Annotated in this window: 16 protein-coding genes; 3 read left to right on the forward strand and 13 right to left on the reverse strand. The window is 33.5% G+C overall.

Annotated features, from left to right (window positions below; all coding sequences use genetic code 11):
* Positions 1–204: 204 nt before the first annotated feature.
* Entirely contained in the window at positions 205–993 is a 789-nt protein-coding gene (fabI, locus tag M992_RS10630) for an enoyl-ACP reductase FabI (RefSeq protein WP_047255576.1), read from the forward strand.
* A gap of 200 nt (positions 994–1,193) precedes the next feature.
* Here fabI and M992_RS10635 read toward each other — a convergent pair whose 3' ends face one another.
* The 8 genes from M992_RS10635 to M992_RS10670 all read right to left on the reverse strand — a co-directional run bounded on the left by M992_RS10635 (position 1,194) and on the right by M992_RS10670 (position 8,119).
* On the reverse strand, positions 1,194–2,258 hold the full coding sequence (locus M992_RS10635; RefSeq protein WP_053908592.1) for a fimbrial protein: 1,065 nt from the start codon (positions 2,256–2,258) through the stop codon (positions 1,194–1,196).
* Between the two features lie 15 nt (positions 2,259–2,273).
* Positions 2,274–2,915: a fimbrial biogenesis chaperone gene (locus M992_RS10640; protein WP_053908593.1), complete on the reverse strand. Its 642-nt coding sequence runs from the start codon at positions 2,913–2,915 to the stop codon at positions 2,274–2,276.
* On the reverse strand, positions 2,908–3,426 hold the full coding sequence (locus tag M992_RS10645; RefSeq protein ID WP_053908594.1) for a fimbrial protein: 519 nt from the start codon (positions 3,424–3,426) through the stop codon (positions 2,908–2,910). Before M992_RS10645 ends, M992_RS10640 begins: the two co-directional genes overlap by 8 nt.
* Positions 3,419–3,946, reverse strand: coding sequence for a fimbrial protein (locus M992_RS10650; RefSeq protein WP_053908595.1), 528 nt, complete (start codon positions 3,944–3,946; stop codon positions 3,419–3,421). Before M992_RS10650 ends, M992_RS10645 begins: the two co-directional genes overlap by 8 nt.
* A gap of 13 nt (positions 3,947–3,959) precedes the next feature.
* On the reverse strand, positions 3,960–6,434 hold the full coding sequence (locus tag M992_RS10655) for a fimbria/pilus outer membrane usher protein (protein WP_072165950.1): 2,475 nt from the start codon (positions 6,432–6,434) through the stop codon (positions 3,960–3,962).
* Positions 6,435–6,454: 20 nt separating this feature from the next.
* Positions 6,455–7,144, reverse strand: a complete 690-nt coding sequence (locus M992_RS10660; protein WP_053908596.1) for a fimbrial biogenesis chaperone — start codon at positions 7,142–7,144, stop codon at positions 6,455–6,457.
* 64 nt (positions 7,145–7,208) lie between these two features.
* Positions 7,209–7,766: a fimbrial protein gene (locus M992_RS10665; RefSeq protein ID WP_053908597.1), complete on the reverse strand. Its 558-nt coding sequence runs from the start codon at positions 7,764–7,766 to the stop codon at positions 7,209–7,211.
* Positions 7,767–7,864: 98 nt separating this feature from the next.
* Entirely contained in the window at positions 7,865–8,119 is a 255-nt protein-coding gene (locus M992_RS10670; RefSeq protein WP_053908598.1) for a helix-turn-helix domain-containing protein, read from the reverse strand.
* A gap of 1,488 nt (positions 8,120–9,607) precedes the next feature.
* Between M992_RS10670 and gstA the strand changes: the two genes are divergently transcribed.
* Positions 9,608–10,213: a glutathione transferase GstA gene (gstA, locus tag M992_RS10675; RefSeq protein WP_053908599.1), complete on the forward strand. Its 606-nt coding sequence runs from the start codon at positions 9,608–9,610 to the stop codon at positions 10,211–10,213.
* Positions 10,214–10,303: 90 nt separating this feature from the next.
* Here the strand turns inward: gstA and pdxY are convergent, their stop codons facing one another.
* From pdxY to anmK, 4 genes are all read right to left on the reverse strand, one after another.
* A complete protein-coding gene (gene pdxY / locus M992_RS10680) occupies positions 10,304–11,167 on the reverse strand; it encodes a pyridoxal kinase PdxY (RefSeq protein WP_053908600.1) in 864 nt (287 codons plus the stop codon).
* A gap of 109 nt (positions 11,168–11,276) precedes the next feature.
* Positions 11,277–12,551 (reverse strand): tyrosine--tRNA ligase, encoded by a 1,275-nt coding sequence (gene tyrS, locus M992_RS10685; protein ID WP_053908601.1) that lies wholly within the window; start codon positions 12,549–12,551, stop codon positions 11,277–11,279.
* 187 nt (positions 12,552–12,738) lie between these two features.
* The gene (pdxH, locus tag M992_RS10690) at positions 12,739–13,392 is read right to left on the reverse strand and encodes a pyridoxamine 5'-phosphate oxidase (protein WP_047255572.1); all 654 of its coding nucleotides are present in this window, start codon (positions 13,390–13,392) and stop codon (positions 12,739–12,741) included.
* An 18-nt stretch (positions 13,393–13,410) separates the two neighbouring features.
* Positions 13,411–14,532: an anhydro-N-acetylmuramic acid kinase gene (gene anmK / locus M992_RS10695; protein ID WP_053908602.1), complete on the reverse strand. Its 1,122-nt coding sequence runs from the start codon at positions 14,530–14,532 to the stop codon at positions 13,411–13,413.
* A gap of 299 nt (positions 14,533–14,831) precedes the next feature.
* Here anmK and M992_RS10700 point away from each other — a divergent pair, with 299 nt between their 5' ends.
* The gene (locus tag M992_RS10700; RefSeq protein WP_047255570.1) at positions 14,832–15,299 is read left to right on the forward strand and encodes an outer membrane lipoprotein; all 468 of its coding nucleotides are present in this window, start codon (positions 14,832–14,834) and stop codon (positions 15,297–15,299) included.
* Positions 15,300–16,001: 702 nt separating this feature from the next.
* Here the strand turns inward: M992_RS10700 and slyA are convergent.
* On the reverse strand, positions 16,002–16,433 hold the full coding sequence (gene slyA / locus M992_RS10705) for a transcriptional regulator SlyA (RefSeq protein ID WP_047255569.1): 432 nt from the start codon (positions 16,431–16,433) through the stop codon (positions 16,002–16,004).
* Positions 16,434–16,490: the final 57 nt, after the last annotated feature.

Here is a 16,490-nt window from a genome sequence, read left to right on the forward strand (position 1 = left end):
ATTTATCAGTGACTGCTCCGAGCAGACACGCAGATTGCACTTCTGTATCAAATACATGTTAAAATAATATTTGATAAAATAATTAGATTTATTAACTAGGTTTATTAACTAGATTTATTAACTACAAAACGTGTAATTCTATTCAAGACCATGGGTCTTCTGATATATTCGCGTTTTTAATCGAAAATATACAAGGATAATGCTATGGGTTTTTTAACCGGCAAACGCATTCTGATCACTGGTGTTGCCAGTAAATTATCAATCGCATATGGTATTGCGCAAGCCATGCGCGACCAAGGCGCTGAACTCGCGTTCACCTATCAAAATGACAAATTAAAACCGCGTGTTGAAGGCTTTGCCGCCGCATTGGATTCCTCTATCGTTCTCGAATGTGACGTTGCTGACGATGCAAGCATCGAAACGATGTTTGCTGAATTAGGAAAATCCTGGCCAAAATTTGATGGTTTCGTTCACTCAATTGGCTTCGCCCCTGCGGACCAATTAGACGGTGATTATGTTGATGCTGTCACCCGTGAAGGATTCAAAATTGCCCATGATATCAGCGCATACAGCTTTGTCGCGATGGCTAAAGCCTGCCGCCCTATGTTAACGCCTGATGCTTCATTACTTACTCTGACTTACTTAGGTGCTGAACGCGCAATTCCTAACTATAACGTAATGGGTCTGGCGAAAGCCTCTTTAGAAGCCAACGTACGTTATATGGCAAATGCGATGGGCCCTCAGGGAATTCGTGTTAATGCTGTATCTGCGGGACCTATCCGTACATTAGCCGCTTCAGGTATTAAAGATTTCCGTAAAATGCTGGCACATTGTGAAGCTGTTACCCCTATTCGTCGTACCGTAACGATTGAAGATGTGGGTAATACAGCGGCATTTTTATGCTCAAATCTAGCTGCGGGGATCACCGGTGAAGTAGTTCATGTTGATGGCGGTTTCAGCATCGCCGCAATGAACGAACTGGAACTAAAATAATTTCTATTCACTAAATAAAAATCCCCGCCGATGAGAACAATTCTTTAGGTGGGGATTTTTATGCTAGCGATATAAATCAGATATTTAATGATATCCTAACATTCTCTCTTTCATGCTATTTCTGACACTCAATTTAAAACTATTTAATACTTCTTTTAGGATTTGTCATCTCATATTCTTATAAACGAATAACTCGCACATCACTGATAAGAATAAGTTAAACCAATCATCGCCTTAGCTGATCCAGTCTTAAATGTTTCTTCCGGTTTCCTTACATAGCTGAAACCTATAGTAAAGCTCATCGGATTGTTTTTATCTGCAGTTCCAGAACGCTGTACATAATATTTTTGCTGTCCAGGGATACCCGCAGCAGAACCATCAGGCCCAAATAAAAATCGCTGGTCACTTCCACCAGTGACAACAAAACCAACCCCGGATGCAGTTGAATCAGGGGTTAAATTTGCGACATTGGTTTTATTAGTTGTATCAGTTAAATCAACAAAAGAGACCAAAACGTCAATATTAGGATCACATTGTAATGAAAATGTTTGTTTTTTCATTCCTATATTGACTGATGCATCAGAATTCTCAATAGAACTCGCTGGGATCTTATCCATATCTAATGTCATTACTTTAGTCGTTGGCTCACAACTAGTAACGGTAGCATTAACAGTAATAGTATTATACTGTATATTGGTTGCTTCTTGTGCTTTTCCCGTTTCATCGAAGCAAACATAGCGATACATTATTTTTGACGGTAAAGCAATACTCCCCACAATTCTATCAGGACCTTTATAAATATAAACACCGACAGTAACAGCCTTTGGCGAAGATATACGCGAGCTATTATTTACACTCCCTTGCCAAACCGTAGTTGTCGTAGCGGGCAAAGGTCGAAAGCTATCTGTAGTATAACTAAATCCTCCCAATGGGGAGAATGAGAATCCAGAAACTCCAGTTTCAAATAAATTAATCACTGGATGCGCACTAGTAGCTTGGTATGTTTGTCCGGTCCATGGTGCAATAGGCTCATAATCTATTCTACTCAGCGTATATTCAATATCACTATTATTACAGATTTTTATACCGGCCCTAGAACCGGAGTTTGCAATAACAGAGCCATAAGTTGTTCTATCGGCAGGACCTGAAATATTAATAGTACCAAGATAATTCGTATTATAAGTAACTTCTGGCATAGCAAAAGAATAGCTCATTTGTAATAACATAATAAAGAATGTTATATATTTTATATTAAAAATTTGCATATTTTAATCCTAAATTTATTTATACGATAAGTTTATTACCTTTACTACATCATTATTTTCATTATAGAAATTAACAAATAAATCACAGAGGCTTGAGTTACATATATTATTTAATGCGAATTTATCATTAGGTGAAATATTAAATATTTTTTCATTTTCAGAGATTTTTTTATTTGAAATTGAGATAGTAAATACATATTTAGACTTATTGAATAAAAAATATTGATTATTTTCTTTTACTATATTAATTAATTTAAAATCACTCTCTTTTAACTCTGCATGACGAAATATTAATTTAAAATGACTTCTTATGGCTAAAGATACGGAGGATATATTATTATCAAACTCTGATTTCGGTATTGCTATAATTATTAAATTTATAATTTTATCTGTATGATAATTTAATTTATTAGTTGGAATAATAGTTATATTTTTACTACTATTCTTTGAAATCAAGAATAAAGGTGGGGAAATAATAAAATTATTATCATCTATCTCACTCTTTATCAGGTATTCATTCTCATTATCATTAATTATTTTAATATTGGTATACTTATCATCTTGGTTTATAGTAAATCTAGTTCCAACAATAGTGACTCCGCTAAATGCAGTGTTCACAAATAAAATAAAAAAAACTATTATAGCTTTATTAATCATAAGATATCTCAAAATTAACAATACTTGTTATTTTTCCTGGAGATGAATCCTGGCTAGTTTTAATATAATAAGCAAAAAAATAAAATGTATTATAAATTTCATCATGATTTATATTAAGTGATATTTTGTTGTTTTTTATATCAATATTATTTTTATTAACATCATATATCCCTATAGATACTGATTTTGCTCCTTCATTTGTATTATTATTATTTTTGAGTAAGTTATTCATTATTGCATCACTTTCTCCTGTAAATTTAATATATGCAGTAGAGATATTTGCAGGACAATCTTCTAGACTTATTGTAAAAGGAGTTTCTCCAAATGGAATTCCTACTTTTTTATCTCTTAAATCGTTTGATCCTAATGTAATCGTTAAATCTGATAAGTTTTTTGAAATTGTACAACTTTTCTCAATAACATTCGTATTAATATTAATAGTTACTCGATCACTCATACTTAATCTTGGAAAGATAAATAATGTAAAAAAAAATAAGGCTATTTTATTCATAATAAATATCCAGATAGAGTAATGAAGAAGCATCACCTGGGCTGACACTTTGATTTGTCGATATATATCTTAAATAGAAAGTAAAATCATAACTCGTTGTAGTAATTGTTTCATTAAAGATTTTTTTTGTATTTATTTCAATTCTATCTTTATTATTATTTAATATTTCTATTGCTAGTCCAGTGGCTAATTCACCCATTGAGCTACCTGATTTTCCTATTATTTTTAATAGTGTAGGATCACTTGCATCTTCTTCTCCTGAAAATTGATACATCATATTATTCACATTACCACTACAATTTTCCAAATGTATTGAAACTGCTTTTTCTGAACTAACAGCACCTACATTATTAAAATCACCTGGATTTAATTCTTGAAAGTTAATATTTTTAATTAGATCATTACTAGAAATATTACAACTTTGTCCTAATATAGCCCCATTAAGATTTAATGTTACATCTACAGAATATGCAGAAAAACAAAACAAAAAAAGTACAAATAAAATAAATCTATTTTTCATTATGAGATTTCCATTACTTACAAATAACATTAGCTTTATTAATATTATTCATCTTATCATTCTCATGATAATTAATAGTAAATTGACAAGTTGTATTCTTATCTATTTTAACGGTATAACTTGAGTTTGATTTAACTCCAGTTAAATAAACTGTACTATCATCATTTACTATTGATGTCATCTTATCATCATTATTTATAACAAGAGTTCCAAACTTGATTTTTTGTCCTTGATAGTTAAGTGATACTAAAAAGTTATATCCTTTACGTACATCAAAAACAACTTTACTTATAGCGCCTCTAGTTGGCGCTACTTTCATCACTTTTCCATCTATATCGTAACCCATACCAAATGTTTCTGGGAAAAGTCCGACATCATTATAGTGATATGCGGTAGCGTAAGGAATAAGTGCATATCCACTATCTCCAATAGTGATATTTTCCCCAGATTTATCAATCCTGGCACCACTAGCTCCTATTGCTTGTACTAATATTGCAGTATCATTTGCTTCTCTTGCAAATATAATTCCATCTTGATGAGCAAGTACAGAACCAGTAACGCCATAATCAAATTCTTTTGTAGAGCTAGAATAAGACGTACCCGTGCTAAATTCGGCAACATTTGCTTTATAACGTAAATTTAAATTTGATTTATTTTCACTATTATTACTCACAGTTTGATAAAAATTGTAATTTAATTTATTATCTAAAGCTGAACCATATAAGCTAGTTGAGTTATTATATTTTGATTTATTGTAATTTATACTATTAGTTAAATACACCGTATTTTTATCTATGGTATTAGATAATGGAACTGACACTGATAAATATAAAATATTTTCAGTATTATTTATATAGGTGTTTTTATTATAACTAGTCGATATAATTATATTATTAAATTCAGAAAATGTTTTATTCCATCCGGCTTGAATATTTTTAGACTTATAATCACTGTTCCAATACGAATTTATATTACCCCATAAATACAGTTGACCATAATCACCTAAATTTTGAGATAAATTCACTTGAAAGCTATTCTTTTTTCTTTCATTATAATCAAATAGAGTATAGTTAAAGTTATTTCTATAATTATTCCTATAACTTGCTTCAGTAAATGTATAATAATTTGATGTAGAATAGCGGTAACCTGTTAATTGAATATTGGTTCCTGAGTCACTGAATGATTTTGCGTATAAAATTCGATATGAACCACCGGTGTAACTCTTATCATATATTTTAGCTTGCGCTTGCATAGCATCAATTGATAATGCACCAAGTTTTCCCATATCCTTTCCTAAGCCTAATCCAGCAGAAAAGTAATCATCAGCAATTTGATAACCAGTATAAATTGTACTATCTAAAGGTAATCCTAAACCTAGTGTCCCTTGAGAAAATTTATTTTTTTTTGCTGACGTAATATCTAATTGCCCTAAAGTCACAGAATAATTAAAGCTATCTTTACGTAATAAATTTGGTAAAGAAGAATAAGGAACGTTATATTTTACGACTGTTCCATCGGCTGCGGTCAATTCAACTTCATAATCACCACTTGTTCCTACTGAATTTAAATTATCGATATTATAAGGTCCAGGATTGATATATTCTTGATATAATATATTACCATTCTGCCTAATGGTGAGCTTAGACCTTGATTCTGCAATACCTTTAATCGTTGGGCTATATCCTCTTTCACTATCAGGTAGCATCTCATTAGCTGTAGCGAGCGTAATTCCCGTATATGATACTGAATCAAATAACATTGAACCTAAAACACTCTGACCAATAACGAGATTACTTTTTATAGAATTTATATTTCTTGATATTGATGAATTATTAGATTTCCAGTCATGATATGTACGAGATCCAACTTTATTTTGATTATAATATAAATTTGACTGTATTCGCCACGATCCTAGATTCAATCTATTATTTAAATTTAAAAAAAGTGATGAATAATTATCTATATTTTTATTTTTAGAAAATGATCCATTTAAATTATAATTCATCAGAAACATTGGGATACCATCATCCCAATCAGATTCATCAGCTAATGTTGATCTAATGGATTTAAGATAAATCTGAGGTATTGATAATATTAATGTTAATTTAGACAAATCAACATCATAACTAAAATTGTTTATATACTTACTTATATCTATGCATTCATTACCTGGTAATACTTTTAATTTACTTAATGTATCATTATTAAAAGGAATAGCATTAATAACTTCTGTAGTAAAACATGGTATAACTTTTTTATTTTTTTCTTCTATAAACTCAATATTAATATTTTTAATGAATTTATCATCTATATTTAGATTTAAAAAATACTTACCTGGAGTAACATTATTACCTGCTGATAGATACGATAAATCTTGGATTGAATCAACATCCGAGCCTAAAAACAATGGATTGAAATAATCTTGCGCATATGAATTATTTATATGAATTAAAATTGTTAAAAAAAATATTCTTTTTATTGGGCGCATAGATATATTTCCAAATTTAATTAAAAAACACATTGCTTATTTTTTATTTGAACACCATAGTCGTTAATAAAATTGAAGCTTAGAATTTTGCTTATACTCTTATTTTCTACATTTAAATAAATGTTTGACTTAGGAGGTATAGTTTCGGCTTTAGATATTTCATTTCCATTAATAGCTAATGAGGATAAATTCATATAAAAAGCTGTAGGATTTTCAACTTTTAGTCTATTTTTTTCATAAGAGCATTTTAATTCTTCATAAGAATTAAATGAACTCTCAGTAATTGAACTAGGTCTAATAAATAATTTTATTTTTGTTGTTGTTGAAATTAATAATGCATTATCTAACTTCTGCTCTTCTTCTGTTAACGAAGGTATAACTTTTGAATTTAGAAAAAATATTTTTTCTCTATCATTAGGTAATTTATTTTTATCTCCGGTATAGACAATATTTAATAAACTATCTGAATTAGGCTTTATAACAAATAATGGTGGAGTTACAATAAAGTTAGAGACCTTATTTCCATTTTCATCTGATACCCACGATTGAATAAGATAACTTCCATCTTTATCACTATTATATAATTTTAGTGATATTTGATTTTTATCCGAAGGATAAATCAATCGAGTTGCACTTAAAGATATCCCACCTGCATAAACATATTGAATAAAAAATAACAGACAAAAAAATAGGGTTGTTTTTTTTAACATAAAAACTCCGTAATTGATGATTAATCATAATGATTAATCATCAATTTATTATATTTTAATAAAATTAATTATACGTTAACGTGAAATTCGCAACAGATTGAACTTTACCCGCTGTAACAGCTGCTGCGGTTGATTTATAATCCACAGATAATGGAATAGTAGTAGTTTCAGCTAAATTTATTTTAGAGCTTAAGGCACCAATGTTTAATGTACTACCGTCTGGATTGAACAACTGCAGCGCAACATTTTTAGCTGAACCTACACCCGCAGTATTAGCTAATAAACCAGGTTTACCTTCTACTGTTTGTCCATTAAATGTAACTTGAACTGATTTACGAACATCTGTATCACATTCAAGTAAATTGATATTAAATGGTTTACTTGCATTTGCTAATTGGTCAGCAGCAGTAAACACTGTAGACTTAACAGTATCTAATGTAACAATTTTATCAGCATCTGAACTTGAAACTGCGCATGGACCCGATGTTACTTCGCCATTAAATGTAATATTACCACCACTAACTACTTGTGCTGGAAGAGGCTCATCTTCTGCAAATGCAGAACCACAAACGATAGAAGAAATAACAACAGACAACATAGCAAGTTTTTTATTAAGATTCATATATACTCCAAATTAATATATTTATTTAAAATAAAAATAATTAGTCACACAGAGCAATAGTCATTTATAAAAATAAATATTATTTTTATAAAATAAAATCAATTATTTTTAAATTGTTCTGTGCTTTTAATTATTTCATTGGCAAAGCATTTCCAATTTAAACCAAAAATATCCAAATATTGATTAATACGTCCTATAGTTAACTTCGTCTTTCCATTTTCATATCTAGATACTTGCTGTTGGCTTATTTTTAGTAATATTGCCAATTCGCCTTCGGTAATACCGTTTTGCTTTCTTACCCTCTTTAAAAATGATGATGCAACATCATTTAACATTTCATCTGTAAAACTCATTTTTATCACCAGAACATCTAATATTAATTAATATGATTTAAAAAATAATTAAATAGATTATCCACATTCGGTAAGTGAAACTAATTTAATTTATTCTATTAGATTTAACAAACACCAACTATTTCAGATATACTCTTATATTGTGTATAGCGGTTACTATCTCATTCTCTTTTAGCTAATTTTCTTGCTTTTTTCACAGTAATTAAAAGTCACATTGACATAAAATGAAATAATTAATAACACAAAAAGTTTTATTTTTAACAAAAAAATTACATTTAATTAAGACATAAAAATATCCATGCTATTTTGTCCCAATCTCTTAGTAATAGTGGATGCTAACGTTAACATTATTGCTAAATAAGAATAAAAATAAAATAAACCACGTGATTATAGCTATGTTTACCACATTGAAAAATAAGAAAAAATATACATTTTATTTACGGTTATTAACCTGTTTCGACACTTCCAATTCAAAAATTACAAAAATTAAAGAAATCATCATCTTACATTAAATTAAAATATAATATTTATAATTATATTTATCATTATTTTAACTTTTTACTTTACAATAATTTACAATTAATCATTAAAAAATAAATACCCCTACATATCCTTATTAAATATAGGTGTATTTATTAATTAATTTACAGTCTATGGCTATTACTGATATTATAATCCTTAAAGTTTATGAGCATTTATTCATATTAGAGTGATATAAACATTCAAAAGACCTTAGCTGGCTATAAGCTTTATATGATTATGCTGTATTAATTTTTTCCAGTTCTACTCTCACATGTTATATTGTTGATCGGCTTATATTTAAACATTCGATACTTTTCTGCTAAGTATCGAATAATTGGTAGTATCGTAATTAGCACAAGCCACTAGATTATTTTATAGCTCCTATTGATTACTATTTATCCAAAGATGAATTACTTTCTAAATTTTGCTTAAAGCGCTTTCTGTCTATCCTAACAAAAAAACACTTTATACAGTTCTTTCAGTATCTAATTATTTAATTTATGTGAAAATAATAGGTTATGATAACTCTGATCAGAAAGATAAAAATACTAAAAATACAAGTCATGATAAATGTTAATATTTAGCTCTCATTTTCGTTTAATTATAATTAATTAGATTGGTTTTTTATCCTTATTATTATTTTAAAATTCATTCAAATAATTATGTAATAACCAACGATGCTATTTCAGCATATATATAAAATAAATATATTTTATATAACTCCAAAATGGTTACTTATGGTCATTATTAAATTCTTAAGCTATAGATAAAAAGTCAATTAAATAAACAAGTTCTTTTATTATCTTTTTATTTCAATAAATTACATCAAAATAATCGATATTATCAAGTAAAGCTGCTTCTACAGTAGCAATATAAATTATTCAGCATACCTAATATTAAGTAGTTAAATCTTCATCTCAATGATAGGCTAAATAGGTCATCTCTATTATCATCAAGGAGTTTATAATGAAATTGTATTACTCTCCGGGGGCCTGTTCTTTGTCGCCGCATATTATCCTGCGCGAAGCCGGTATCGATTTTTCAATTGAACGCGTTGATCTTAAAACTAAAACAACTGAACACGGAGTTGATTTTAATACTATCAATCCTAAAGGTCAGGTTCCATTTTTAGTGTTAGACAGCGGAGATACCTTATCTGAAGGCGCGGTGATTGTGCAGTATATTGCCGATCAAACACCCGCTAGAAATTTGATTGCAGAGAAAGGAACACTTCAGCGTTATCATCAACTTGAAATGCTAAATTATATTTCTACCGAATTGCATAAAAGTTTCGCACCGCTATTTACACCGGGTACGCCTGAAGAATATAAGCACAGTGTTCGGACTAATTTGCTCAAAAAGTTTGCCTATCTTGATAAAATGCTAGCACAACAAAACTATATTTGCGGTGAACATTTCACTGTGGCTGACGCTTATTTATTTACGGTCGGCGGTTGGAATAAATTGGTTGGAATAGATATTTCGGCATTACATCATTTACAGAACTATTTGGCAAAAATCACCCAACGTCCTGAAGTACAAAAAGCGCTACAAATTGAAGGCCTGATTTAAAATTAATTATTCACGCCTCTTGCTAATAGATCGCACTAAAAACTTATAAATCAATAATCTCCAGGTCAAATGGCCTGGAGAAAGCTAACCTCAGTCGAGTTGTGTAGCACAAAAATGATGTACCGGACTGACCATTTTATCTTGGGCAGCAACTAACTGTAGTTCATATTTATTCATTACTTTGGTCTGTAGCATTACTTCATAAACTGCCGCCGCGACATGCTCTAATGCTTTCAGCAAACTTTCACCTTTGAGCAAATTAACCAGCATTAAGCCACTAGTTAAATCACCGACGCCTACCGGCTGCTTAACACCAAAATCCACTAATGGGCGGCTAACGTGCCAGCTGTGATCTGCAGTAACTAAAATCATTTCAAATCTATCAGCGCGATATCCAGCTCGGCTTAAATGTTTCACTAATACTGTTTTAGGCCCTTGCTGGCATAATGAACGCGCCGCATTCACCGCTTGCGCCACAGAACTAATATGTTGATCGGTCAGCGTTTCTAACTCTAATAAATTAGGTGCAATGATATCACTGGCCGCCAACGCTTGTTGGCAAAAGAATTCAGCAACACCGGGAGCCACAATGCAGCCTTTTTCTGGGTGTCCCATCACAGGATCGCAAAAATAAACCGCATTGGGATTAGCTGCTTTAACCTGTTTAACGATATGCAGAATATTTTGTCCCTGCTCCGCTGAACCAATATAGCCGCTTAATACTGCATCGCATTGAGCTAATTGGTTAATATCAGCCAAACCTTGTGCAATATCAGTTAGATGCTGAGCGGGGAATACCATTCCAGTCCATTGAGGATACTGCGTATGATTAGAGAACTGTACTGTGTTGAGTGGCCAAACATCTGCCCCCATTCGGCACATAGGAAAAACTGCTGCACTATTTCCAGCATGTCCATAGACGACATGTGATTGAATTGAGAGAATACTTTTCATTCGATGCCTAATATTGAAAGTATTATAAGCGGAAAAAATAACCGATAATCCGAGATGTTAATATTGAATATGCCCCAAATAATACCGGCTATTTAGGGCATAACGACAATTATTTCCAGTTAATCAGGCAATAATTTTTCTTACCGCGACGGATAAGTGTAAAACGTCCAAACAGGCGATCGGCATCACTGAAAACATACATCGGTTCAGCTTGTTTTTCACCATTGATCGACACAGCATTTGAGCTGATCGCGGTGCGTGCTTGACCGCGTGATGGCACCAATTCAGAATCGACTAATGCTTGCTGTAAATCAGCGCCAGTTTCCATATCAATAGTTGGCATGCCGTCTTGGGCTAACTGCTCGAAATCAGCTTCGGTCATTTCAGAGACTGCGCCAGAGAACAAGCTTGCTGTGATACGTTTTGCTGCCGCCAGACCTTGAGCACCGTGAACTAATTCAGTAACCATATCGGCTAATACGTATTGTGCACGAGGTGCTTTCCCGCTATTTTTATCTTCTTCTTCTAATGCGGCAATATCTTCCAGCGACATGAAAGTAAAGAATTTCAAGAAGCGATAGACGTCTGCATCCGCCGTATTAATCCAGAATTGATAGAATTTGTACGGGCTGGTTTTTTTCGGATCTAACCACACAGCGCCGCCTTCTGTCTTACCAAACTTGGTACCATCAGCCTTAGTGATTAACGGCACCGTCATACCAAAAACTTGTTTTTGATTAAGACGACGAGTTAAATCAATCCCTGAAGTAATATTACCCCATTGATCAGAGCCGCCAATTTGTAATTCTACGCTATGCTCTTTATTTAAATTCGCAAAATCATAGCCCTGAAGCAGATTATAAGCGAACTCAGTAAAAGAAATACCTACATCATCACGGTTAAGGCGTTGTTTGACCGCTTCTTTGTTGATCATCTGGTTTACAGAGAAGTGTTTGCCGATATCACGCAGGAAAGTCAGCACATCCATTTTACCAAACCAATCATAGTTATTGGCAATTGTTGCGCTATTTTCACCACAATCAAAATCCAAGAAAGGCGAAACCTGATTACGGATTTTTGCTACCCACTCTTGTACTGTATCTGCAGTATTTAATTTACGTTCAGTCGCTTTAAAACTCGGGTCACCAATTAAACCCGTTGCGCCACCGACCAACGCCACAGGCTTATGCCCGGCTAGTTGGAATCGTTTTAAACACAGCAAGGGAACCAGATGTCCCAAATGCAGGCTGTCGGCGGTAGGATCGAAGCCACAATAGAGAGAGATAGGGCCTTGCGCCAGTCTCTCTGCTAACGCGTCCTCATCCGTTACCTGGGCAACTAGGCCCCGCTCTTGCAATTGTTTAATCAGGTTATTGCTAGACATCAATGACTCCATCGGTTGTATTTTGTCTATTATGTTATTAAGTAAACTTTTTAGTTCCCATAAACGAACCTATAGCATAAAGCCCGTAACAATTAAGTGCCAGCTAAAAAATCATTTATTTATACCTATTATACATCAAGTTGCAGACAGGCTAATCAGCTTCTATCCTCAATTGTCATCCAGTATATTAAGGTGCTAAGCGTTCAATATTCCAGCCTAATCCCTCTTTTTGATACAAGAAACGGTCATGTAAGCGATTCGCGCCTCCTTGCCAAAATTCGACACTGTGAAATTTTACTCTAAATCCCCCCCAAAAACTGGGTAAAGGTACTTCACCATTTTTAAATTTTTGTTTTAATTCTAAGAATTTACCCTCTAAAATACCCCGAGTGGATATACGCGATGATTGATGTGATGCCCATGCAGCTATCTGGCTATCTTTAGGTCGGCTATGGAAATATTTAAGCACTTCTAAGGGCGATAGTTTTTCAGCTACGCCAAGAAAACAGACTTGCCGCTCTAACGGATACCACGGAAAATGCAAGCTGACTTTATTATTATGTTTTAATTGTTGCGCTTTGCGACTGCCGAGATTGGTATAAAAAACCAACCCATGTTGATCAAAATGCTTAAGTAATACAATCCGTTGATAAGGCTGACCGGTTTCATCGACAGTAGCAACGCACATCGCGGTCGGATCACTCAATTGTGCCTCACAGGCCTGTTTTAACCAATGTTCAAACAACGCTAATGGCTCAGAGGTTAAGTCATTACGGCGCAATCCACCTTTAATATATTCTCTGCGCATAGCAGTAAGATCGACTTGATGTTCGCCACTCATTTATTGTATGTCCTCTCGCTAATCAGTTATTGTATTCGCCGGATAAATGGCGCCTATGACCGTTTCTTGTGATGCTCCGGTGACAGAAGCCAAATTCCCGGGCAATCCTGACAGAGTTCTCGCGGCTAACCAAGCAAATGCTAGCGCCTCTAAATCATCACCGCTTAAACCAAATTTATCACTATTCGTGACTTCTGTCCCCGGTAATAAAATAGCCAAACGCTGCATTAAATAACTATTTTTAGCCCCACCACCACAGACAATTAAGCGCTCACAACCACCTGATAATAGAACTTGCTGCGCCACCGACATTGCGGTTAGTTCGAGTAATGTTGCCTGTACATCAACCGGTGATAAATCAGAGTAATCAATTAATTGTGATTCTAACCACTGTATATTGAAATATTCCCTGCCGGTACTTTTTGGTGCCGAGCGTGCAAAATAAGGATCGTTGAGCATCTTTATCAATAAAGATTGAGATACTTGCCCTTGCTGAGCCCACTGGCCAGCTTCGTCATACGGGCGTTGCTGATGCCGCCAAATCCAAGTATCCATCAGCATATTACCCGGTCCCGTATCATAACCTTTCACCGCAGAACCTGGCAGCAATGCCGTAATATTAGCAATTCCGCCAATATTCAATACAATGCGCCTTTCATGTGGCTCACCTAGCACAGCTAAATGAAACGCAGGTACCAATGGTGCGCCTTGACCACCGTAAGCCATATCACGGCGACGAAAGTCCCCTACCGTGGTGATCCCCGTTAATGCAGCCACCCGATTATTATCGCCCAGCTGCAAGGTGAAAGGAAAGTCGCCCTCAGGCTCATGCCACACTGTTTGCCCATGACAACCCACCGCTAGTATCTGATCTGCAGTTAAAGCCGTTGATTCCAGTAGTGTATTAATAGCTTCTGCATACAATGTACCTAATTGATAATCAATTTTTCCTATTTCAGACAATGTCGTCAGCTGTCCTTGGCAAATATTTAAAATGCGCTGTTTCAATGCTATTGGGAAGGGATAAGATAAGCTGGCTTGCTGAGCAACCATATTATCGCTAATAGCAGCCATAACCACATCAACACCATCAAGACTGGTACCTGACATAACGCCGATATAACGACCCGATTGCAACATTTTGTTTATCCTTTAAATAATAAATATGGTTACTACTATAAAGCGCTTTATTTTCATATAAATAGTTATTTATTAAAACAAATAATCATTGCTCTACACTGAGGTATGATTCATAAACAGAGTGAGAAATTAATATTTACTATTTTTGAGAAATTTTCCCTAGTGTTTAGACGATATTTAGATCACAATCAATATTTTAGAAATCACTTATTTCTTTAATAGCGCATGATAAGGCCATACTGAATATGATTATTTACGCGCTGCGATAACCTAATCAGTAAAGTCTAATAGGAGTTTTTATGCTTAAGCAAGTTCTCATTGGTGTGGTTGCTGTGACATCGCTCGCAGGTTGTGTGAATACCAGCACACTTTCAGGTGATACATACTCTGCTGGCCAAGCCAAACAAGTACAAACTGTCACTTATGGTACCGTTCTTAATGTCCGTCCGGTAAATATCCAAGCCGGTGGTGATGAAAATATCTTAGGAGCTATCGGAGGCGCCGTACTTGGTGGCCTGCTAGGTAATACCATCGGCGGTGGCACAGGGAACACATTGGCAACTGCGGCGGGAGCAATAGCCGGAGGGGTCGCTGGTCAAAATATCGAAGGTGCAGTCAATAAAACCAAAGGCGTTCAGTTAGAAATTCGTCTAGACAGCGGTAAAAATATCGTTGTGGTACAAAAAGAAGATCCAAGTACCTTTACTGTTGGCCAACGCGTATTAATTGCTAACAGCGGTGGTTCAGTGACTGTTTCTCCTCGCTAATCCTCCCTTGCTATCACTCACCTGCATCCACTGCAGGTGAGTTTATATTTAATTATTTCTTATTAGCAGTTTACTGAACTAAATCTCGCTGTTCCAAGCCATAATCCTTTTAGATCCACTCGAATAACATTTAATTTTTTTTGATTCTTTGCACTTCATTTCTGATTGGTTTAATTATCCTCCGCCATACTGAATAGCGTTTAATTATAAAAATAGAATTATTCTATATGCAATATTAAGTTTATTAATTAATAATTTTTTAAACTATTTATGATCAAGATACTTTAGATGTGACCTTGATCATACTTTTCTATAGGAGCTTAGTATGATTTTAATATAGCTATAGTATTAATTATTATTATGTATTGTAGATGCTTATTTAATATATCATAAATCAATGAACCCAAAGCAATCCTATTTTTATTGTGTATATATTTATTTAGAGGTTATTTAATTATATGATTAAAAATTGGTACTGGAAGAAACTATTTTATTCGTGTCAATATAGAGTAATGCCTTGTTTTGCTTCATTAATTACCAACAATCAAAGCATATACATAATAAATCATCGTATGATAGTTCCCATAATCATACATTATGCATACACAATGATTGTTTATAATTTTCTATGCTGCTACTAATATACATTAAATATAATAAATGAATGATTTAATATGCATATTATTATTAAAAAAATAAAAACTATCTACTTTGCAAATGAAGAATATTCTTTTCCAATTTTAATATTAGTGATGATAACGTGAATAATTCTGCTTCTGTGATCCCTCCCAAAATTTCATCTCGAGTTGAGCTAATCACATCATCGACTTGTTTTATGAATGGTATTGATTCATCAGTTAGTTTTATTCTTTTAGCTCGTCGATCATTCGCACAGGTATGACGCGTGATAAGTTTCTTTTCCTCAAGTTGATCAAGCGTTCTTACCAATGAAGGTTGTTCGATTCCTATCGCTTTAGCCAACTGAATCTGAGATTGATCGGGCGGTAATTGACTAATATTATGCAATGTCACCCAATGAGTCTGTGTCAGTTTCAATGGTTTTAATCGATAGTCTATCAGAGCCCTCCATACACGTACCAAACGAGCTAGATCAGTTCCTATTTTCGATTCCAATTTTCCCTCCTTAAAATAGAATATCTCAGCCGTTAAAAATTACATCAACAAAAAATT

The organism is Moellerella wisconsensis ATCC 35017 (genome assembly GCF_001294465.1).
Lineage (GTDB): Bacteria > Pseudomonadota > Gammaproteobacteria > Enterobacterales > Enterobacteriaceae > Moellerella > Moellerella wisconsensis.

Coding starts and splice junctions, on each gene's coding strand:
- M992_RS10700 (WP_047255570.1), top strand. CDS start 14,832: ATGCTTAAGCAAGTTCTCATTGGTGTGGTTGCTGTGACATCGCTCGCA.
- M992_RS10660 (WP_053908596.1), bottom strand. CDS start 7,144: ATGTTAAAAAAAACAACCCTATTTTTTTGTCTGTTATTTTTTATTCAA.
- M992_RS10655 (WP_072165950.1), bottom strand. CDS start 6,434: ATGCGCCCAATAAAAAGAATATTTTTTTTAACAATTTTAATTCATATA.
- M992_RS10650 (WP_053908595.1), bottom strand. CDS start 3,946: ATGAAAAATAGATTTATTTTATTTGTACTTTTTTTGTTTTGTTTTTCT.
- fabI (WP_047255576.1), top strand. CDS start 205: ATGGGTTTTTTAACCGGCAAACGCATTCTGATCACTGGTGTTGCCAGT.
- M992_RS10665 (WP_053908597.1), bottom strand. CDS start 7,766: ATGAATCTTAATAAAAAACTTGCTATGTTGTCTGTTGTTATTTCTTCT.
- pdxY (WP_053908600.1), bottom strand. CDS start 11,167: ATGAAAAGTATTCTCTCAATTCAATCACATGTCGTCTATGGACATGCT.
- tyrS (WP_053908601.1), bottom strand. CDS start 12,551: ATGTCTAGCAATAACCTGATTAAACAATTGCAAGAGCGGGGCCTAGTT.
- anmK (WP_053908602.1), bottom strand. CDS start 14,532: ATGTTGCAATCGGGTCGTTATATCGGCGTTATGTCAGGTACCAGTCTT.
- M992_RS10645 (WP_053908594.1), bottom strand. CDS start 3,426: ATGAATAAAATAGCCTTATTTTTTTTTACATTATTTATCTTTCCAAGA.
- M992_RS10635 (WP_053908592.1), bottom strand. CDS start 2,258: ATGCAAATTTTTAATATAAAATATATAACATTCTTTATTATGTTATTA.
- M992_RS10640 (WP_053908593.1), bottom strand. CDS start 2,915: ATGATTAATAAAGCTATAATAGTTTTTTTTATTTTATTTGTGAACACT.
- M992_RS10670 (WP_053908598.1), bottom strand. CDS start 8,119: ATGAGTTTTACAGATGAAATGTTAAATGATGTTGCATCATCATTTTTA.
- pdxH (WP_047255572.1), bottom strand. CDS start 13,392: ATGAGTGGCGAACATCAAGTCGATCTTACTGCTATGCGCAGAGAATAT.
- gstA (WP_053908599.1), top strand. CDS start 9,608: ATGAAATTGTATTACTCTCCGGGGGCCTGTTCTTTGTCGCCGCATATT.